Source organism: Mesorhizobium sp. B2-7-1 (genome assembly GCF_006440735.1).
Taxonomy (GTDB): Bacteria; Pseudomonadota; Alphaproteobacteria; order Rhizobiales; family Rhizobiaceae; genus Mesorhizobium.
The window spans coordinates 63,104-81,948 of the sequence record NZ_VFUA01000011.1; the positions used below are offsets into that span (position 1 = coordinate 63,104).

The following is an 18,845-nucleotide window of genomic DNA, read 5'->3' on the forward strand; positions in this document are numbered from 1 at the left end:
ATCGCCCCTTGTCAGATGAGGGACGACGCTACCACCACTTTTCAGGCTGAAATTTGCCCGCGGCCTTTTCGATGACATGCGCCGTCTGGAACAGCGTCTCCTCGTCGAACGGGCGGCCGATCAGCTGCAGGCCGAGCGGTAGGCCTTTGCCGTCCAGGCCGGCCGGCACCGAGATGCCGGGAAGACCCGCCATGTTCACCGTCACGGTGAAGATGTCGTTGAGGTACATCTTGACCGGATCGGAAGCCATGTCCTCGTCGGCGACGCCGAAGGCGGCCGACGGGGTTGCGGGCGTCAGGATGACGTCGACGCCGGCGGCAAAGACGTTTTCGAAGTCGCGCTTGATCAGCGTGCGCACCTTCTGCGCCTGCAGATAGTAGGCGTCGTAATAGCCGGCCGACAGCACGTAGGTGCCGATCATGATGCGGCGCTTGACCTCGCGACCGAAGCCGGCGGCGCGAGTCTTCTCATACATCTCGATGATGTCCTTGCCGGGCACGCGCAGGCCATAGCGGACGCCGTCGTAGCGGGCGAGGTTGGACGACGCCTCGGCGGGCGCCACGATATAGTAGGCCGGCAAGGCATATTTGGTGTGCGGCAGGGAGATATCGACGATCTCGGCGCCGGCGTCCTTCAGCCAGGCGATGCCCTGCTGCCAGAGCGCCTCGATGTCTTCCGGCATGCCGTCGACGCGATATTCCTTCGGAATGCCGACCTTCATGCCCTTGATCGGCTTGCCGATCGCCGCCTCATAGTCCGGCACCGGACGGTCGACCGAGGTCGTGTCCTTCGGGTCGACCGAGGCCATCGACTTCAACAGGATCGCTGCGTCGCGCACGTCGCGCGCGATCGGTCCGGCCTGGTCGAGCGAGGAAGCAAAGGCGACGATGCCCCAGCGCGAGCAGCGCCCGTAAGTCGGCTTGATGCCGACCGTGCCGGTGAAGGCGGCGGGCTGGCGGATCGAGCCGCCGGTGTCGGTCGCGGTTGCGCCGGCGCACAGGAAAGCGGCCACGGATGACGCCGAACCGCCTGACGAGCCGCCAGGCACCAGCTGCATGTTGTCATAGGTGCGGCTCTGCTCGACGCCGCCGGGCACGACAAAGCCGCCGCCGCCGTCATGGATGGTCGGCTTGACCGTGGTCTGCAGGCGCGAGCGGCGCCACGGATTGATGACCGGGCCGTAATAGGAGGTCTCGTTCGACGAGCCCATGGCGAACTCGTCCATGTTGAGCTTGCCGAGCATGACGGCGCCGTCGGCCCACAGATTGCTGGTCACTGTCGACTCGTAGCGCGGCTTGAAGCCGTCCAGCACATGGCTGCAAGCCTGGGTGTGGATGCCTTCGGTGGCGAACAGGTCCTTGATCCCCAGCGGAATGCCTTCCAGCGCGCCGCCATCGCCCTTGGCGAGCCTGGCATCGGAAGCCTTGGCCATGCCGCGCGCCTTGTCGGCGGTGACGGTCACATAGGCATTGAGCAAGGGATTGGCGCTCTCGATCGCCGAGAGGTAGGCCTCGGTGATCTCGGCCGCGGTGATCTCCTTGCCGCGCAGCTTGGCGCGGGCCTCGGAAATGGTGAGATGTGTGAGATCGCTCATCAGGCAAGGCTCTTTTCGTAAAACACCGACCATTCGGAGTCGGGATAATCCAGCACCGGTCCGCAACGCGAGAATCCGGCGCGCTCATAGACGGTCCAGGCGGCGGGGTGCCGATCGCCGGTTTCAAGGACAAGACGCATCAGTCCCTCCTGCCGGGCGAGCGCCTCGACCCGTTCGACGATCTCGGCGCCGATCTTGCGGCCGCGATGCGAAGGTCGCGTATACATGCGCTTGACCTCGCCGACCGCATCGTCATGGCGCTTGAGCGCGCCGCAGCCGACGGCAAGGCCGTTGTCGCGGGCGATGAACACCGTCGTATCCTTGCCCGCCATCTGCTCGACGCTGAGATGATAGCAGTGCTCGGGCGGCGTCAGCTCGAGCAGCGCGGCATTGAGTTCGGCGACCAGCGCGCGCACGTCGTCCTGCAAAGGCGTTTCGACGACGATCTCGACAGCCACGGCCTACTCCACCACCTTCGGAACGAGGAAGAAATTCTCTTCCGTCGCCGGCGCGTTGGCTACGATGTCGGCGGCCTTGTTGCCGTCGGTAACGGCATCCTGGCGCTTCTTCATCTCCATCGGCGTGACCGAGGTCATCGGCTCGACGCCCGCGACATCGACCTCGTTCAGCTGCTCGACGAAGCCGAGGATGGCGTTCAATTCGCCGGTCATGCGCTCGGCGTCCTCCTCGCTCACCGCGATACGGGCAAGGTGCGCGACGCGCTTCACGGTTCGGAGATCAACGGACATGTCTTATCGCCTCGGGAAAACCAGTGCGGGCTATAGCGGCGCGGCGCGGCGCGCGCAACATATCGGGCAACATTTGACGCCCCAGCCAAGTTGCACGTTACTGGAAAGCGTAACCCAAGTGCTTGCGGCTTTGCGCCGAAATAGCGTCCGTGACCGCTTTTCGGTTGTCGGGGCTATCTTCAAGGATCATTGCTAACGCACAGGGTTGTTGAACAAGCTGAACAAATGGCATTCCGTGGCGATCGATGGCGGCGCGTAGACCAACGATCACATTTTCCGGCCCTTTCCATTGCTCCGACATGGCAAATGTCGAGTGGACCCAATTGGCCTCCCAGTTGTCCAGTCGTGGAGAGCCGAAAATCGTTTCTACAACCTCGAACTTGATCCGAATGCTATCGGCGGAGCGATCCGATAGCTTGTCCGCCAGTTGCCGATAACCACTCTTGCTCGTAGCCTCGCGAAACTTGCGCCGCCGCTCCTGGAGTTCCGAGTCGAATACCGGTTTGTAGGATATTATTCTGGCGCGGACGACGATTTGTGCATTGCTGAAATAACTCAGATCTTGCTCGTGAAGAGTTGCGCAGGCCGTTGCTTTTCCAGACAGCGAAAAAAGGCTTAAAAAACCCATCCAAGCAAGCACGGCGTTCAACTTCAAGGCCCTATTCACGTCGCTCTCCCTACCGTCCCAGCCTTGAGACGATCGTCAACGATCATGGCAAATTGACGCCCTCGCAAAGATAGTACTGCCGCTGTTGCCGACCTACTCGCCTTCCGTCGGCCCCGGAGCGGGTCGATTTGCGGCGAGTTCAATTTGCGCGAATGACAGCTGCTGGCCTAGACAGATATCGCCTTGCCGATTTCCGGCAGCGCCACCTTGACGCCCGAGCCTTCCATGCCGGTGACGAACTTTTCGGCGGTCTGGTCGATCATCGAGAAGGTGCCGAAATGACAGGGAACGACGGTATCGAAGCCGAAGAAGCGGCGGCAGGCAAGGGCCGCCACCGCGCCGCCCATGGTGAAGCGGTCGCCGATCGGCACGATGCCGATCTTCGGCTCGTGCAGCTCGTTGATCAGGCCCATGTCGGAGAAGATGTCGGTGTCGCCCATGTGGTAGAGCGTCTTGTCTTCAGGAAAATGCAGGACGAGCCCGCCCGGATTGCCGAGATAAGTGTTCGTGCCGCTTTCGCCGCCGAAAGACGACGAGTGCAGCGCCTGAACGAACGTGGTGGTGAAAGGACCGCAATCTACGGTGCCGCCGATATTGCCCGGATTGATCTTGTCGCCGCTGACGCCCTGGCCGACGAGAAACATGCAGATCTCGAAATTGGCGACCAGCATGGCGCCGCTTTTCTTCAGCACTTCGACCGCGCCGCTGAGATGGTCGTTATGGCCATGGGTCAGGAGCACATGGGTCACCCCTTCAGCCGGTCCTTCCCAGCCACCTGTCCAGGACGGATTGCCGACCAGATAAGGGTCGATGAGGATGGTGGCGTCCTTGGTCTCGACGCGGAATGCCGAATGTCCGTACCAGGTCAGTTTCATGAATGCTTCCTCGATTTTTCCGTTGCCGGAAGATAGAACGCTGGCGGCAAATTGAAAGTAGCGCGACGCTCCCTCTCGTCAAAAGGATGTGTGTCGCCCGAATGTCAGGAAAACCCGTTGGGCATTATTTCAATCGAGGAACTGCCGGGGCGGCTTGCCGGCGGCAAGACGCTCGCCGGGCTCGATCTCGGCGACAAGACGATCGGTGTGGCGGTCTCAGATCGTGGGCTGTCCTTCGCCCATCCGCGCCCGGTCATCCTGCGCAAGAAGTTTTCGCTCGATGCCGCCCAACTGCTCGCTCAGCTCGAGAAGGACAATGTCGGCGCCTTCGTGCTCGGCCTGCCTGTCAACATGGACGGCTCGGAAGGGCCCCGTGCGCAAAAATCGCGCGCCTTCGTCCGCAACATGGCGCCGCTTTGCGACCTGCCCTTCGTGCTGTGGGACGAGCGGCTGTCGACTGTCGCCGCCGAACGAACACTGATCGAGATGGATTTCTCGCGCAAGAAGCGCGCCGGCAAGATCGATTCGGCGGCCGCCGCCTTTATTCTGCAGGGAGCGTTGGACCGGCTTCAGTCGCTCCGGCAAGACGGTCTTCGCTGATATTGCCCTGCCGGCGCTGCCTGATCCATTCGGCGATGTTGCGCCGGCGCCGGAACGCCCAAAGACCCATGAGCAGGAAAAAGTCGAAAACGCAGGTCCGCGCCACCATGCCCGGAATGATGGCCGGATCGACGCCGAGCATCTGGCCATAGAGCTGGAAAGCGAAATCGTGCACCTGCCGGCTCAGCATCGCGTAGCCGAAATTCATGTCGTTGGCCGATAGGAAGAACCATCCCCAGAAGATGGCCATCGGAGCAGCCCAGAGTGTGAATATCGTGCGCATCAGCGCCTGCCTCCAGGCTTGTTTTCCGGGCGGCCGGATATACGGGAAAGCAACGAGCTGTGCGCAGCCCCCATCGCCATGCGCGAGGCGGCACGAACATCGCCCTGGGGCAAATGCATTGCGGCGGCAAAGGCGGAGCGGCGTTCGGCCGTCACTGCGACATATGAGGCAAGCAGTGCCGTCATCTGAATGCCGACGATCACGAACAGACCGTCGATGCCTTGCGCCACGCCGCCGATGAGAATCAGTGAAAGCAGGGACGATGCGAAGATGAAAGCGACCCGCGCCACGCTCTCACCCGCGTCCGGCCTAGCCGCGCCGTTGAGCAGCGTTTCGACAAAGGCCCAGCAGAACAACACCGCGACGGTCAAAAGCGCGATCGAAAGCGGCGCGACCACGGCGGCGTTCTCAAACTGCGGAAACCGGCTGCCCTGGACAGAGAGGCCAAGCACGCCAAGGGCCGCCACTATGCCGCGGCTGCCGTCCATGCAGACGTAGGCAAGCAGGGCGAAAACCGCCGCCCAATGCAAGGCCAGAACTGAGCTCAACACGTGCCGCATGCGCTTCCCGCTGGCGGAGCCCGGGGAGGTCATGGTTAACCGTTCCCTACTCCAGCAAGCGGAGATTGGGCTTTGCAACGGTTCGCTGCAATGGAAACCATTTGTTAAGGTTAACGGCTATCCACAGGTCGGCGATCCGCCCTGGAGCATGACGCCCAAAGTGTGAACCCGTTTTCGGGTGGCATCATGCTCTTTGATTTGAAGTCGGATCAGGTCACCGGCGGATAGAGCGTATCGATGATCATGCGCGCGTCGTGCCGCGAATCGAGCATTCCGTAGGTGGTGCGCCACTGGCCGCCCAGCCGCGTTTCGACGAAGGCATCGGCAATCCGCCCTGCTCCCAGCCGGCGAAGCTCCGCCGCCGCGGCCGAAAGCGCGAGTTGTTCGGTAAGCAGGCGCGCCGAGCCCTGGTCGGTCGAAGCCACCTGCATGGCTGCCTTTAGCACCCCGATGGTCCCGCGGCCACCGGTGCCTAGGTCACCGTCGATGCCGGCCAGCACTTCGTCGAACAGACCGGGCGCGCGGCCAAGCACGCGCAGCACGTCGAGCGCCATGACATTGCCCGAGCCTTCCCAGATCGCGTTGACCGGCGCCTCGCGGTAGTAGCGGGCCAGCGGCGCTTCCTCGACATAACCGTTGCCACCAAGGCATTCCATCGCCTCGTAAAGCAGCTGTGGCGCGATCTTGCAGACCCAGTATTTGACGACAGGCGTCATGGCGCGGGCAAAGGCCGCCTCGCCACGGTCGCTTGCCGCTTCGTCGAAGGAGCGCGCCAGCCGGAACGACAGCGCCGTGGCCGCGGCGACGTCGAGCGCCATATCGGCCAGAACCCGCTGCATCAGCGGCTGGTCGATCAGGTTGGAGCCGAACACCTGGCGGTGGCGCGTGTGGTGGATGGCCTCGGCGAGGCCCGCCCGCATCAGCGCCGACGAAGCGACAGCGCAGTCGAGCCGGGTCAGCGTCACCATGTCCATGATCGTCTTGACGCCTGCGCCCGGGTCGCCGACCATCTCGCCGATCGCGTTGACGAACTCCACCTCAGACGAGGCGTTCGAACGGTTGCCGAGCTTGTCCTTCAGCCGCTGGAAGCGGAAGCCGTTGCCGGAACCGTCGCCCAGGATGCGCGGCACGAGGAAGCAGGATAGTCCCTCCGGAGCCTGGCCGAGCACCAGGAAGGCGTCCGACATCGGCGCCGACATGAACCATTTGTGGCCCGTCAACCGATAGAACCCGCTTCCCGTGCGCTCCGCCCTGGTGGTGTTGGCGCGCACATCGGTGCCGCCCTGCTTCTCGGTCATGCCCATGCCGAGCGTCAGCCCGGTCTTCTGCACCGGCGGCTTCTGCGTCTGGTCGTATTTGCGCGTCGTCACGCGTGGCGCCCATTCGCGGAAGAGCTTCGGGCTTGCCATCAGCGCCGCCAGCGAGGCGCTGGTCATGGTGATGGGGCAAAGATGTCCCGTCTCGAGCTCGGCGGTCAGGTAAAAGCGCGCCGCCCTCACCTGATGGCGGCGACCGATCTCGGCATCGCCGTTCTCCCACACCGAAGAATGCAGCCCGCCGGCGACCGAGCGGCGCATCAAGGCATGATAGGCCGGATGATATTCGACCAGGTCGAGGCGTCGGCCCTGACGGTCATGCGTCCGCAACTTCGGCGTGTCGGTGTTGGCGAGGCGGGCAAGCTCCTGCGCCTCCTGCGTCATCACGAAGCGGCCAAGCCCGTCGAGATCCTTGCGCACGGGATCGGAAAAACGCTCGGCAAGCTGGATGAGCAGGGGATCGCCCCGCCATGCATTGCCGCCCGTCAACGGCGGCGGCTGGTTGATCACCTCGTCGGTCACGCCCAGTCCTTCAGTTGCCCAATCCTTCAATTGGCCGAGAGGTCCTTACCATTTTCAAGGCCGCGGCCGCGAATCCGAAGCCTCTGGGCCTTATAGCGCAAGCCATGGAAGGCGCGCGACGAAAATACCGGGGAGAACGCCCGCAATCCAAAGCTGGCGCTTGCGGCAGGCCGGACCGCGCCCTATAGCAGCGCCTTGAGATGACCGACGCTTCGTCCCTGCCGCTCTTCCCTCACCGCCATCTGCTGGGCATCCGTGATCTTTCCCCCGCCGATATCGAGCTGTTGCTCGATCGCGCGGACCGGGCCGTGGCGATCTCGCGCCAGCCGGAAAAGAAGACCTCGACGCTGCGCGGCCGCACCCAGATCAACCTGTTCTACGAGGCATCGACCCGTACGCAATCGTCCTTCGAGCTCGCCGGCAAGCGTCTCGGCGCCGACGTCATGAACATGTCGGTGGCAAGCTCCTCGGTGAAGAAGGGCGAGACACTGATCGATACGGCGATGACGCTCAACGCCATGCGGCCGGACATCCTCATCATCCGCCACCAGTCGGCAGGCGCGGCAGCTCTTCTGGCGCAAAAAGTCGACTGCTCGGTGGTCAATGCCGGCGATGGCGCGCATGAGCACCCAACGCAGGCGCTGCTCGATGCGTTGACCATCCGCCGCGCCAAGGGGCCGCTGTCGAAGCTGATCGTGGCGATCTGCGGCGACATCCTGCATTCGCGCGTCGCCCGCTCCAACATCATGCTTTTGAACGCGCTTGGCGCGCAGGTGCGCGTCGTCGCGCCCTCGACACTGCTGCCGTCGGGCATCGACAAGATGGGCGTGATCGTCGCGCGCTCGATGGCCGAGGGCCTGAAGGATGCCGACGTGGTGATGATGCTGCGCCTGCAGCGCGAGCGCATGGAAGGCGCCTTCGTGCCGTCGGTCCGCGAGTATTTCCGCTATTTCGGCCTTGACGCCGAGAAGCTGAAAGCCGCCAAGGGCGATGCGCTGGTCATGCATCCCGGCCCGATGAACCGCGGCGTCGAGATCGCCTCCGAAATCGCCGACGGACCGCAGAGCGTCATCCAGGAACAGGTGGAAATGGGGGTCGCCGTGCGCATGGCCGTCATGGAGGCGTTGCTTGATCCGCGCCGCAACCATGAGGGGCGCGGCGCATGAGCGTGACCGTCTTCAGCAAGGCGCACATCGTCGATCCCTCGCGCGGCGTCGACGAGATCGGCAGCGTCATCGTCGAGGGCCGCAAGATCGCAGCGGCCGGAAAGGCTGCCTTGAACCAGGGCGCGCCGGAAGGCGCCACCGTCGTCGACTGCGCCGGCAAGACGATCGTTCCGGGCCTTGTCGACGCGCGCGTCTTCATCGGCGAACCCGGCGGCGAACATCGCGAGACCATCGCTTCGGCAAGCGTCGCGGCGGCGGCCGGTGGCGTCACCTCGATCGTCATGATGCCCGACACCGATCCGGTGATCGACAATGTGGCGCTGGTGGAATTCGTGCTGCGCACCGCACGCGACACGGCAAGCGTCAACATCTTTCCGGCGGCCGCGATCACCAAGGGCCTCGAAGGCCGCGAGATGACCGAATTCGGCCTTCTGCGCGAGGCCGGCGCCGTCGCCTATACCGACGGCCGCCACACGATCGCCAACGCGATGGTCATGCGCCGGGCGCTGACCTATGCGCGCGATTTCGGCGGTGTGGTCGCGCATGAAACCCAGGACGCCAACCTCGCCTCATCCGGGGTGATGAACGAAGGGCTCTACGCAAGCTGGCTCGGCCTGTCGGGCATCCCACGCGAGGCAGAGCTCATTCCCCTCGAGCGCGACCTCGCGCTGGCCCGGCTGACCGGCGGCGCCTATCACGCCGCAAAAATCTCGTCGGCGATGGCGGCCGGCGCGGTGAACCGGGCAAAGACGGACGGCGCCAATGTCACGGCCGGCGTCGCCATCCACAACCTGTCGCTCAACGAGAACGATGTCGGCGAATACCGCACCTTCTTCCGGCTGACCCCGCCCTTGCGCGCCGAGGACGACCGGCTGGCGATGATCGAGGCGATCAAGGACGGCACGATCGACATCATCGTCTCCTCGCATGACCCGCAGGACGTCGACACCAAGCGCCTGCCCTTCGCCGATGCCGCCGCCGGCGCCATCGGGCTGGAGACGCTGCTTGGCGCGGCGCTTCGGCTCTATCACAATGGCGATGTGCCGCTACTGCGGCTGATCGAGACGCTGTCCACCGCGCCGGCGCGATTGTTCGGCCTGCCGGGGGGCACGCTGAAGCCGGGCGCGCCAGCCGATCTCGCCATCGTCGATCTCGACGAGCCGTGGATCGTCAGCGAGAGCGGCCTGCACTCCCGCTCGAAGAACACCTGCTTCGAAGGCGCGCGCCTACAGGGCAAAGTCCTGCAGACGGTGGTGGCGGGCCGCACGGTTTTTTCCGCCTAGACCACCTATTGACCTGAGTCCTTCCGAGTTGCTTGGCGAACCCTGCCGACTCTACCATTATGACCAGCTCATACTAAAGCAAGGCTAGCTCTTGCAAATTAAGGTTGCATCGCACAAATTGCCTCAATCTTAGGGAGCAAGGCGCGCGGCAGGCAATATGGGGGAAGCAATGGGTTATGTGATCGCGCTCGTCTTCGGCTATCTGCTCGGCTCGATCCCGTTCGGGCTCCTGATCACCCGTGCGGCCGGGCTCGGCGATGTCCGCAAGATCGGCTCCGGCAATATCGGCGCGACCAATGTGCTGAGGACGGGCAACAAGGGCCTCGCCGCCGCCACGCTGCTGCTCGACGCGCTGAAAGGCACGGCTGCCGCTTTGATCGCCGGGCATTTTGCGCCAGACTACGGGCTTCTGGCCGGCTTCGCGGCGTTCCTCGGCCACCTCTTCCCGGTCTGGCTCGGCTTCAAGGGCGGCAAGGGGGTCGCCACCTATCTCGGCGTGCTGCTCGGCGTTGCCTGGCAGGGCATGCTCGTCTTCGCCGTCGTCTGGCTCGCGATGGCCTTCCTGTTCCGCTACTCCTCGCTGGCGGCATTGGCGGCCGCGGTGGTCGTGCCGATCGCGCTCTATTTCATCAGCACGCCGCAGATCGCTGGCCTGTTCGCCATGATGAGCCTGATCGTCATCGTCAAGCACCGCGCCAACATCTCGCGGCTGGTGGCCGGCACCGAAGGCAAGATCGGGGCGAAGGGATGAGCGCTTCGGCCGCCGGCCCGCGCCTCAGCGACCGGCAGCGGCTTGCCTGGCTTCGCCTGATCCGCACGCCCAATGTCGGCCCTGCCTCATTTCGCGAACTGATCAACCGCTTCGGCTCGGCCGAAGCCGCGCTTGAAATGCTGCCCGAGCTGATGATCTCCGGCGGCGCCAATCGCATCGTCCGCATCCCCTCCGTCGCCGAGACAGAAGCCGAGCTGGACGCCGCCCGGCGCGCCGGCGCCCGCTTCGTCGGCATCGGCGAAGCCGATTATCCACCCTTGCTGAAGACCCTCGACAACCCACCGCCGCTGCTGGCGGTGAAAGGCGAAGGCGCGGTCTTCCGTTTGCCCGCGGTGGCAATCGTCGGCGCCCGCAACGCCTCGCTTGCCGGCATCAAGATGGCGCGCATACTGGCGTCCGATCTCGGCCGCGACGGCTATGCCATCGTTTCCGGTCTGGCGCGCGGCATCGACACGGCCGCGCACAAGGGCAGCGTTTCGACCGGCACCATCGGTGTCCTGGCCGGCGGGCTCGATGTCCCCTACCCGCCTGAAAATGCCGGCCTGTGCGACGAGATCGCCGATCGTGGCGGCGCCGTCGTTTCGGAAATGCCGTTCGGCTGGCAGCCGCGCGCCCAGGATTTCCCGCGCCGCAACCGCTTGGTCGCAGGCATGGCGCTTGGCCTTGTTGTGGTCGAGGCGGCGCAGCGCTCCGGCTCGCTGATCAGCGCCCGCCTCGCCAACGATATGGGCCGGCTGGTCTTCGCCGTGCCGGGATCGCCGCTCGACCCGCGCGCCGCCGGCTGCAACGCGCTGCTCAAGGACGGAGTGACGCTCGTCACCGAGGCCGCCGACGTGCTCGGCGCGCTGGCGCCGCTTGCCGGCACCCGAGCTCCAAGAACCGCCCCACTCGCGGAGGCGCCCGACATATCCGCCATGCCGCCGCCCGGCGAAAACGACCGCGCCGATGTACTGGAAGCGCTCGGGCCGACGCCGACAGGCATAGACGAGATCATACGCCACACAGGCTTAAGCGCCGCGCAGATTGCGATGGTGCTGCTGGAACTCGACCTCGCCGGCCGGATCGAGCGACACGCCGGCGGGAATGTGTCGCTGGTCGCGTGACCTGGCGCGTGCACCCGCAACGCTGATTTCCCTACCGGAACAGATATTTGGACACTTCCGGATTGCCTCGGCGCCACATCACATTGTCGAGGAAGTAGTGGTGCACGTTGATGAAGATCAGCACGATGAAGAAGAACAGCGAGGAACCGAGGACCTGGCTGTCATACGGGATCAGGGCGGTCAGCACGAACGGGATCAGCCAGAAGCCGAGATAGCCGAGCGCCCCGCCCCCGATAATGAATCCCAGCACCCGCAACCTGTAGCGGGGTCCAAGCACGGATAGCATTTTCGGTTCCGGATCCCGCGTGGCATCCGAGACGTCACGCTCGACATTGGTTTGATAGCGCCACACCACGGCAAGGTATTGCAGCGAATGGAGCGCCGGCACCACGAGCAGCCAAAGCGGGTTTATCCTCGCAATCAGGATCCAGAGATAGAGCGAGGCGACATAGGCCACGATGCCGTTGTAAGGCAGGCTGCCGCCATTCCGTCGCCAGCGGTTGGCCAGCATCAAAAGCGTGGCCGCCGTCGATCCGACGGCCGCCAGCACGGCAATGTCGGTGATCCAGGACGGCGCCGCGAAGGTGTAATATTGAAGGCCGTAATACTGCCCCTGCGTCACCGCCGTATTCGTCTGCAGCCAGGCCAGGATCCACACCGCATAGCTGTTGACGAGCAGCACCTTCTTGTCCCGGTCATCGAAGAATTTGCGCTTCAGCACGGCGTCGACCATCAGCATGCCGTAGCCTTGCTTGACGTAGTGCCAGCCGACGAAGAAGAACATCGCATTGGCCGCGAGGCCGAGCAGCCGGGTGTTGGATGTCGCCGCGCCATAGGCAAAGAACAGGGCCATGACCGCCGGAACGATGACGCCGGCGAAGATATAGCGGAGCTGCAGGCTTCGGTCGTAGCCGTCGCCGCGCGCCTTGCGGCCGAAATTGCGGTAGAAGATCTGGTAGGAATGCGCGAAATGCGGATAGTTCACCAGATAGGCCACCGCGACCATGGTCGCGGCCAACGGGCCTTCGTACTCACGCGGCACGAAGAACAGCACCGGCAGGATCAGAAACGCGCTGCCGCCGAGCATCAGGAAGTCGGCAATCGGACCGAAGAGATATTTGCCGGGCTTTGGCGTCGCCTTGGGGACCTGAGCGTCTACCGAAAGGTCAAGTGTCATCCTGGAGCCTCCTTCGGAAGCCCGAGTTTAACCATGACCCTATCCAGGGACAAGGCAACGCGGCAGGATCTCCTCTGCCTTGGGGAAAGTCACCCCGTCAGGCTGAGGCGGTCGAAGCGATCTTCATCAGCCGCTTTCTGGCCTCCGCCACTCGCTGCTTCTCCGACCTTATACGGCTGCACAGCGCGAGATTGATTCCGACGCCGCATTCCTCGTCCAGCATTTCTTTCGCATGATTGAGAGAAGTCTCCGCGCGCTTGACGCGCTGCCTGGCTCTGGCCAGTTCCAAGTTCAGTACGTCCACTGTATCCGCATCCCAAATTGCGGTCCCTTCGACAGGGAAACAGCCGCGCATTGCTTTTTGTTCCGACTGCCGGGGACGCAGGTGACTGTGACGCAGAGACATGTCTTGCTTCGATCGCCCCCGGATATGGAAGCGCGAGCCAGGGCTGATCGGCCGCGTAAAGCACCTGCGTGGCGAGGAAGATTTGAGGCACGCGTCGCTGCAGGACATTCGGGAGGGATGATAAGTGCTCTAGCCAACCTGAGTAACAGTGACGACCTGCAACATTTCTCTTGAAATTTCCCCGCAACGTGAGTTGACTGGCTGAGTTCGCGGTTGAACTGCGGAGGCGTGGGCGCTCAATGAAAATCCATGAATTTTGGACCTTAGCTCTACTTGCCGGCTCATCTGTTGCCATATCCTCTTCCTCATATGCAGCCGATTGCCCGAAAGGTGACACCAGACAAGAACACCATGTCGGCAATTTTAATTTCGTCACGAACTCATGGGTAGAGGAGAGTGGCAAACTGCTTCGATATGTATCTTGCGTTGGCAATTTCGACCACGATACTGACCTGCTAGTTACTTGGCACGTCGCCGGCCCGATGGGCACCTATGTACCGTCTGATGAAGTCGCGATCCAACCGCGAATGAGCAATGACCTCAGCCCAAGACCGGTCACTGGTTGCATTAAGTTCGGCAATGTCGGGGACCACACCGAGGCACAGTTTATGGGCTCTGCGGCAGATGAGAAGGAGAATGCGAACGCGAATGAGAACCCCTGCTTGACAACACATGCCTCGCTCAGTCCGCAGTTAGCCCATCCGGGAGTACCGCTCGAAGGTTATAAAGACGGAGTCCGGGTCTTTTTTCCGAGCAATCCGGATGAACCCCACGACACGATGCTGGAAGTTGATGGGGTGATCGGCGTCACTGCAACCTACCGTGACGATGGAGCGCTCGGGAGCCCCTTTAAAAGCTATTTCTCGTACACCGCACAAAAATATAAAGACAGGTTAAAGGGCGATCCCGACAGTGTCAGGGTAAGGCCGGTGTTCGTGGCTGACTCTGATGTCTATAAGGAGGCGTTCCTCAAATCCAACGACAATGAAACAGACGTGGTGCTGGGCTCAAAAGGGCAGATTGTCTTTGAGTTGCCCGTTGATAACGATACGGCGGTTCCTATCGGCGCTTATTACCAGTTTATCTCGACGGATAACCGCGTGCTAGGAACCATTCCCATGCCGATGTTCGGGTCCGCGCGTTGAAGAATTTCTTTGAGAGTGTTTTCAGTGTGACGCCCAGTATTGCGCTAGCGTTTGCCGAGAAATGGATCGACCTATTCAAAAGCACCGCCATTCTGCGTCCCGACGTACCGCCCGCACTGGTCAATACGGCACTCGCGCTATCTGTGCTCTTGTCAGTTGTGTTCGTCCTTATCGGCAAATCTTGGGGCAGCGCCCAAAAGCTACGAGTAAGCAAAAACCTGCTTGTGGTCTTGGGCGTACTTGCAGGCGTATGCTATGGCTCTCGCCTGTTCCTTTCTTGGCCGCGTACCCGCGAGGTACAGAGCATTGTCACTTCAATGTGGGATCTTTGCGCCTGGGTTTTTGTTGTGGTGGCTATCATGGCCGTCACCTTCGCCGCGATGTATGCAGTAAGCAAGAAACAGGACAGCGCGAAAAACGCTTAGAAATTATCAGAGCAGCCTTCTGGTCGGTGTCACCCGCAGATGTAACCTAGGAACTCTCGCCTTCGCCGCGATGCTCATAGCAGAACGCCGACCGGGGTTATGGTTCAGACCAGCGAACTTCATCGCCGCTTCCGTGAGCACGGCTGTCAGGACATCCGAGCCGATTTTCCATGCTCCGCTCGCCGCCTTCGGGCCGTTCTTTTTGATCCAGGCCAGTGCCTTGTTTCCAAGCGGCTTGCCCAAACTCTCAGGCGGCTCGGCGGCAACGATCTCGGAAAATTCTTTGGCCGCTTCCTGTGGCAGTCCCGCCTTTACCAGCGCGTTCGTCATCGAGCCGATGTCGCCCGCCGTGATTGACAGGGTGACTTGGGCACCATCCGTTGCCGTGACGTGCGTTACGTTGCCGTAGACTGTTTGATTAAAGATTTGCGTCACCGCCGCCTCGCTAACCGGCTCCTGTGGCATTGCTTTCATCACGGTCACTTCCGCCGCCCCTGGCACGCGCTTCTCAAGTTCAAGCGTTAGTTCTAGCACGCGGCTTCGGACCGCTTGCTTGATCTCCTTCATGGCTATTGTCGAGACTTCGCCGGATATTGCGTTGCAAGCCCAGCCTTCATAAACCTTGTTCTGGAGCAGGAGTATGAGGTTCGAGGCGTCGATACCTATCGTCTTAGATTTCGCAAGTTCCTCGACGCCCGCTATGCTCTCGCGGACCGGTTTGCGTGTCCACTTCGTGCCGGCGTATTTCTCGATGAGATAGAGCGGGATCGGCGCATTCTTGATGCCGCCGCCAAACGGTCCCGACCACGTTCCGCTATACGTGACGCTGACGATGCGATAGGCCGGCACCTCAACGTCGCGCGGGTAACCTTCGGTCTCGTATTTTACCCAGTCCTCAAGCTGCTCGCTGCCAAGCCGGGACGCCAGGAAACGCAATTTCAGCATTATGGTACTGAGGTCTGTTTCATCACCCAGTACCGCAGCTTGTATGTCGCGAAGTATGCTAATGGCCAAATCCCCCGAAAAAGCGCAGCGCTAGATATAGGAGCAGGCATCGGGCCTTCACAACCCACTTGAATCGTGGCGCAGGCTGATTCAGGCGCCCGTCCCTAACGTGCGAGAATTTTGTTGCCTATGGCGTTGCCTGTTTTCTCGCACGCGAAGCGCTAAGCCGCCACACCTCTAGCAACATATTGAATTATTTGCATATTTTTGGTGAGCGCGATGGGATTCGAACCCATGACCTACTGATTAAAAGTCAGTTGCTCTACCGGCTGAGCTACGCGCTCCCGCGGGCTCGAAACGCCGCCCTCGAAATTGCGCGGAACATAGGGAGAGTGCCGCGGCCGGTCAACCGGAAAAAGACGGCTTCCGGCCGGAGTTATCAACGGGTCTGGCCAAGGTTGGCGACCGACGATCTGGCGTTCGTGGATGCCGACTCCGATGCGTGCTTCGATCTGCCAGGATATCTCAGAAGTTCCTTAAATAACAACGGCTTGAGATTCAAACGGGAACCTTCGCGATGATTTTCCGTTTCTCCGGCACAGGGACGTCAAACCACTCTCTCAAGGAGAAGACCATGAAAAAGATCGTGTCGGGCTTGCTTGCCGCCACCTTATCAGTTTCGTTCGCCGCCGCGGCGGCAGTGCCCGCTAATGCCGCGCAGGTGTTCGTCCCGCAAGCTTCGCCGGCGTCGCCCGATGTCCAGAACGTGCGCGATTTCCGCTGGCGGCATGGCGGCCATTGGCGCGGCGGCCAGCGTTTCTCGCGAAACGACGGCGCCTATTGGAACGGCCATCGCGGCTACCGCGAATATCGCCACGGCTATCGCCGCCATGGCGACTATTGGTTCCCGCTCGCTGCTTTCGCCACCGGCGCGCTGATCACCGGCGCCATCGTCAACAGCGAGAACAACCGCGTCTATCGCGGCAACTCGCATGTCCAGTGGTGCTACGACCGCTACCGTTCCTACCGCGCCTCGGACAACACCTTCCAGCCCTACAACGGCCCACGTCAGCAGTGCATGTCGCCCTACTAACGGCTTCCAGTCAGTACCAAAGCAATCCCAGGAAAAGCGCGTAGCGGTTTTCCGCCCGGAATTGCGGAAAGCGAATATTTAGTCGTCGACTGAGCCCGTGCATCGAGAGCACGGGCTCTCTCATTTTCACCATGCCTTGCAGCGAAGGGCTGCGTCAGTTCGCCCACCCGATAGTCTTGAAGACCAGATACAGCGCTCCGCCTTCACCCCGTGGGGAGCGGTAAGCTCCAAGTGCGTTGCAAACCCGAACCATAGCCGCCGTCAACTCCCAGCCGAGGGCTTCCAGATCACCGCTCATATCGTCCACATAGGCTTGGGACAGGTCGTCTACGCCCTTTTCCTCACCGAAGGACCGCACCATTTTCGCGTCGCCGAGAAGGTCGCTAGGCAAGTTCGAATTGGCCCAGAGCCAGTTGCCGGCCTTGGCGCTGGTGGAACCCGCAATCTGGATTTGCGAGACGACGCCGCTCTGGTCGGAAAACAGCAGCTTTCCGGCCGTCAAATCGTAGTCGTAACGCGACCAACTGCCGAGGCGGAAATCCTTCGCCATGCGCGCATTCTTGGCCGTGAGCTGTTCGAAGGCCTCATCGCGCCAAGCAGGATACCAATCTGGCTGCATTCCCTTGCCGGATCCAGTAGTCCTCATTGCCCACTCAAAGTCCGCCGCACGGCATCGCGCCACCCGGCCAGCTTCACCGAACGCGTGGGTGCATCCATCTCCGGCCTGAAGCGCCGCTCCAGCGCCCAGCTCTTTGCGAATTCCTTTGCCTTCGGCCACACGCCGGCCTTCGATCCCGCGAGCCATGCCGCGCCAAGCGCGGTCGTCTCCAGGATCGTCGGGCGGTCGACCGGCGCGTCGAGAATGTCGGCGAGCCGCTGCATGGTCCAGTCGGAGGCCACCATGCCGCCATCGACGCGAAGCACGGTCTTGGCCGAAGCGCCTTTCCAGTCCTTGCGCATGGCGTCGAGCAGGTCGCGCGTCTGGAAAGCGACCGATTCGAGTGCTGCGCGCGCAAACTCGGCCGGACCCGAATTGCGCGTCAGGCCGAAGATCGCGCCACGCGCCTCGGCGTCCCAGTGCGGCGCGCCGAGACCGACGAAGGCCGGCACCAGATAGACTTGCTGCGCCGGATCGGCGGTCGCCGCCAGCGCCCCGCTTTGCTCGGCCTTGCCGATCACCTTGATACCATCGCGCAGCCACTGCACGGCGGCGCCCGCGATGAAGATCGAGCCTTCCAGGGCGTAGGTGGTCTTGCCGTTCAGCCTGTAGGCGATGGTGGTGAGCAACCGGTTCTTGGACCGCACCAGGTCGGCGCCGGTGTTGAGCAGCGCGAAGCAGCCCGTGCCGTAGGTCGATTTCATCATGCCGGGCTCGAAACAGGCCTGGCCGATGGTCGCCGCATGCTGGTCGCCGGCGACGCCGAGGATCCGCATCTCGGCCCCGAACAGACCCTTCTCGGTGACGCCGAAATCGTCGGCGCAGTCCTTCACCTCAGGCAGGATCGCGGCCGGTATGTTCAGGATCGAGAGCAGTTCTTCGTCCCAGACATTCTTCTCGATGTTGTAGACCAGCGTGCGCGAAGCATTTGTCGCGTCGGTGGCGTGCACTTGGCCACCGGTCAACCTCCAGATCAGGAAACTGTCGATGGTGCCGGCAAGCAGTTCGCCCTTCTCGGCGCGCTTCCTGGCGCCTTTCACCTTATCCAGCATCCAGGCGATCTTGGTGCCGGAGAAATAGGGATCGAGCAGCAGGCCGGTCTTCTTCGCGAAGGTCTTCTCCAGCCCCTGCTTCTTCAGCTTCTGGCAGAGCGGCGCCGTGCGCCTGTCCTGCCAGACGATCGCATTGTGGATCGGCTTGCCCGTCGCCTTGTCCCAGATCACGACCGTCTCGCGCTGGTTGGTGATGCCGATCGCGGCGACATCCGAGGCCGCGCGGCCGGCGGCCTTGAGCGCGGCCTTCACCGTGGCGAGAACGCTCGACCAGATGTCTTCGGGGTCATGCTCGACCCAGCCGGAGGCCGGATAATGTTGTGCGAATTCCTGCTGGCCGGTGCCGGCGACTTTCATCTTGTCGTCGAACAGGATCGCCCGGGTCGATGTCGTTCCCTGGTCGATCGCCAGCACAAAACCGCTCATTCCATTTCCTCCGCCTTGACACGAACAG

The 18,845-nt window shown here is 62.4% G+C and carries 21 protein-coding genes and 1 tRNA gene; 8 read left to right on the plus strand and 14 right to left on the minus strand.

Annotated features, from left to right (window positions below):
• Nucleotides 1–28 precede the first annotated feature (28 nt).
• The 5 genes from FJ471_RS06990 to FJ471_RS07010 form a co-directional block, all read right to left on the minus strand.
• A complete protein-coding gene (locus FJ471_RS06990) occupies nt 29–1,594 on the minus strand; it encodes an amidase family protein (RefSeq protein ID WP_140802442.1) in 1,566 nt (521 codons plus the stop codon).
• Nucleotides 1,594–2,052, minus strand: coding sequence for a GNAT family N-acetyltransferase (locus FJ471_RS06995; protein ID WP_140802443.1), 459 nt, complete (start codon nt 2,050–2,052; stop codon nt 1,594–1,596). Before FJ471_RS06995 ends, FJ471_RS06990 begins: the two co-directional genes overlap by 1 nt.
• 3 nt (nt 2,053–2,055) lie before the next feature.
• Complete coding sequence (gatC, locus tag FJ471_RS07000) at nt 2,056–2,343, minus strand: Asp-tRNA(Asn)/Glu-tRNA(Gln) amidotransferase subunit GatC (protein ID WP_140802444.1); 288 nt, start codon at nt 2,341–2,343, stop codon at nt 2,056–2,058.
• 97 nt (nt 2,344–2,440) lie between these two features.
• Nucleotides 2,441–3,010, minus strand: coding sequence for a hypothetical protein (locus FJ471_RS07005; protein ID WP_140802445.1), 570 nt, complete (start codon nt 3,008–3,010; stop codon nt 2,441–2,443).
• Nucleotides 3,011–3,177: 167 nt separating this feature from the next.
• On the minus strand, nt 3,178–3,885 hold the full coding sequence (locus FJ471_RS07010) for a metal-dependent hydrolase (protein WP_140802446.1): 708 nt from the start codon (nt 3,883–3,885) through the stop codon (nt 3,178–3,180).
• 117 nt (nt 3,886–4,002) lie between these two features.
• On the opposite strand from FJ471_RS07010, the gene ruvX reads away from it, so the two are divergent.
• The gene (ruvX, locus tag FJ471_RS07015) at nt 4,003–4,485 is read left to right on the plus strand and encodes a Holliday junction resolvase RuvX (protein WP_140802447.1); all 483 of its coding nucleotides are present in this window, start codon (nt 4,003–4,005) and stop codon (nt 4,483–4,485) included.
• Here ruvX and FJ471_RS07020 read toward each other — a convergent pair.
• The 3 genes from FJ471_RS07020 to FJ471_RS07030 form a co-directional block, all read right to left on the minus strand.
• Nucleotides 4,427–4,768 (minus strand): DUF6105 family protein, encoded by a 342-nt coding sequence (locus FJ471_RS07020; RefSeq protein WP_140802448.1) that lies wholly within the window; start codon nt 4,766–4,768, stop codon nt 4,427–4,429. The genes ruvX and FJ471_RS07020 overlap by 59 nt on opposite strands.
• On the minus strand, nt 4,768–5,328 hold the full coding sequence (locus FJ471_RS07025) for a hypothetical protein (RefSeq protein ID WP_140802449.1): 561 nt from the start codon (nt 5,326–5,328) through the stop codon (nt 4,768–4,770). The genes FJ471_RS07020 and FJ471_RS07025 overlap by 1 nt, the downstream gene beginning before the upstream one ends.
• Before the next feature lie 209 nt (nt 5,329–5,537).
• On the minus strand, nt 5,538–7,166 hold the full coding sequence (locus FJ471_RS07030; protein ID WP_140802450.1) for a DNA alkylation response protein: 1,629 nt from the start codon (nt 7,164–7,166) through the stop codon (nt 5,538–5,540).
• A 200-nt stretch (nt 7,167–7,366) separates the two neighbouring features.
• Between FJ471_RS07030 and FJ471_RS07035 the strand changes: the two genes are divergently transcribed.
• The 4 genes from FJ471_RS07035 (at nt 7,367) to dprA (ending at nt 11,490) form a co-directional block, all read left to right on the plus strand.
• A complete protein-coding gene (locus FJ471_RS07035; protein WP_140802451.1) occupies nt 7,367–8,332 on the plus strand; it encodes an aspartate carbamoyltransferase catalytic subunit in 966 nt (321 codons plus the stop codon).
• Nucleotides 8,329–9,615 carry a dihydroorotase gene (locus FJ471_RS07040; RefSeq protein WP_140802452.1) on the plus strand — a complete coding sequence of 429 codons (1,287 nt, stop codon included), beginning with the start codon at nt 8,329–8,331 and terminating at the stop codon, nt 9,613–9,615. The genes FJ471_RS07035 and FJ471_RS07040 overlap by 4 nt, the downstream gene beginning before the upstream one ends.
• Before the next feature lie 169 nt (nt 9,616–9,784).
• Nucleotides 9,785–10,366 (plus strand): glycerol-3-phosphate 1-O-acyltransferase PlsY, encoded by a 582-nt coding sequence (gene plsY / locus FJ471_RS07045; protein ID WP_140802453.1) that lies wholly within the window; start codon nt 9,785–9,787, stop codon nt 10,364–10,366.
• A complete protein-coding gene (gene dprA / locus FJ471_RS07050) occupies nt 10,363–11,490 on the plus strand; it encodes a DNA-processing protein DprA (RefSeq protein WP_140802454.1) in 1,128 nt (375 codons plus the stop codon). Before plsY ends, dprA begins: the two co-directional genes overlap by 4 nt.
• Before the next feature lie 31 nt (nt 11,491–11,521).
• On the opposite strand, the gene FJ471_RS07055 is transcribed toward dprA, so the two are convergent.
• Nucleotides 11,522–12,667 (minus strand): hypothetical protein, encoded by a 1,146-nt coding sequence (locus FJ471_RS07055; RefSeq protein WP_140802455.1) that lies wholly within the window; start codon nt 12,665–12,667, stop codon nt 11,522–11,524.
• Between the two features lie 97 nt (nt 12,668–12,764).
• Nucleotides 12,765–13,073, minus strand: coding sequence for a hypothetical protein (locus FJ471_RS07060; RefSeq protein WP_246684633.1), 309 nt, complete (start codon nt 13,071–13,073; stop codon nt 12,765–12,767).
• A gap of 239 nt (nt 13,074–13,312) precedes the next feature.
• On the opposite strand from FJ471_RS07060, the gene FJ471_RS07065 reads away from it, so the two are divergent.
• Both FJ471_RS07065 and FJ471_RS07070 read left to right on the plus strand, forming a co-directional pair.
• Nucleotides 13,313–14,218, plus strand: a complete 906-nt coding sequence (locus FJ471_RS07065) for a hypothetical protein (protein ID WP_140802456.1) — start codon at nt 13,313–13,315, stop codon at nt 14,216–14,218.
• Complete coding sequence (locus FJ471_RS07070; protein ID WP_140802457.1) at nt 14,215–14,643, plus strand: hypothetical protein; 429 nt, start codon at nt 14,215–14,217, stop codon at nt 14,641–14,643. The genes FJ471_RS07065 and FJ471_RS07070 overlap by 4 nt, the downstream gene beginning before the upstream one ends.
• A 6-nt stretch (nt 14,644–14,649) precedes the next feature.
• Here the strand turns inward: FJ471_RS07070 and FJ471_RS07075 are convergent, their stop codons facing one another.
• Both FJ471_RS07075 and FJ471_RS07080 read right to left on the minus strand, forming a co-directional pair.
• Complete coding sequence (locus tag FJ471_RS07075) at nt 14,650–15,657, minus strand: hypothetical protein (protein ID WP_181179220.1); 1,008 nt, start codon at nt 15,655–15,657, stop codon at nt 14,650–14,652.
• 199 nt (nt 15,658–15,856) lie between these two features.
• Nucleotides 15,857–15,932 (minus strand) — tRNA-Lys (locus FJ471_RS07080).
• A 290-nt stretch (nt 15,933–16,222) separates the two neighbouring features.
• Between FJ471_RS07080 and FJ471_RS07085 the strand changes: the two genes are divergently transcribed.
• Complete coding sequence (locus FJ471_RS07085) at nt 16,223–16,681, plus strand: BA14K family protein (protein ID WP_140802459.1); 459 nt, start codon at nt 16,223–16,225, stop codon at nt 16,679–16,681.
• A gap of 154 nt (nt 16,682–16,835) precedes the next feature.
• On the opposite strand, the gene FJ471_RS07090 is transcribed toward FJ471_RS07085, so the two are convergent.
• Both FJ471_RS07090 and glpK read right to left on the minus strand, forming a co-directional pair.
• Complete coding sequence (locus FJ471_RS07090; RefSeq protein WP_246684634.1) at nt 16,836–17,327, minus strand: DUF6882 domain-containing protein; 492 nt, start codon at nt 17,325–17,327, stop codon at nt 16,836–16,838.
• Nucleotides 17,324–18,817, minus strand: a complete 1,494-nt coding sequence (glpK, locus tag FJ471_RS07095; protein WP_140802460.1) for a glycerol kinase GlpK — start codon at nt 18,815–18,817, stop codon at nt 17,324–17,326. The genes FJ471_RS07090 and glpK overlap by 4 nt, the downstream gene beginning before the upstream one ends.
• Between the last annotated feature and the right edge of the window lie 28 nt (nt 18,818–18,845).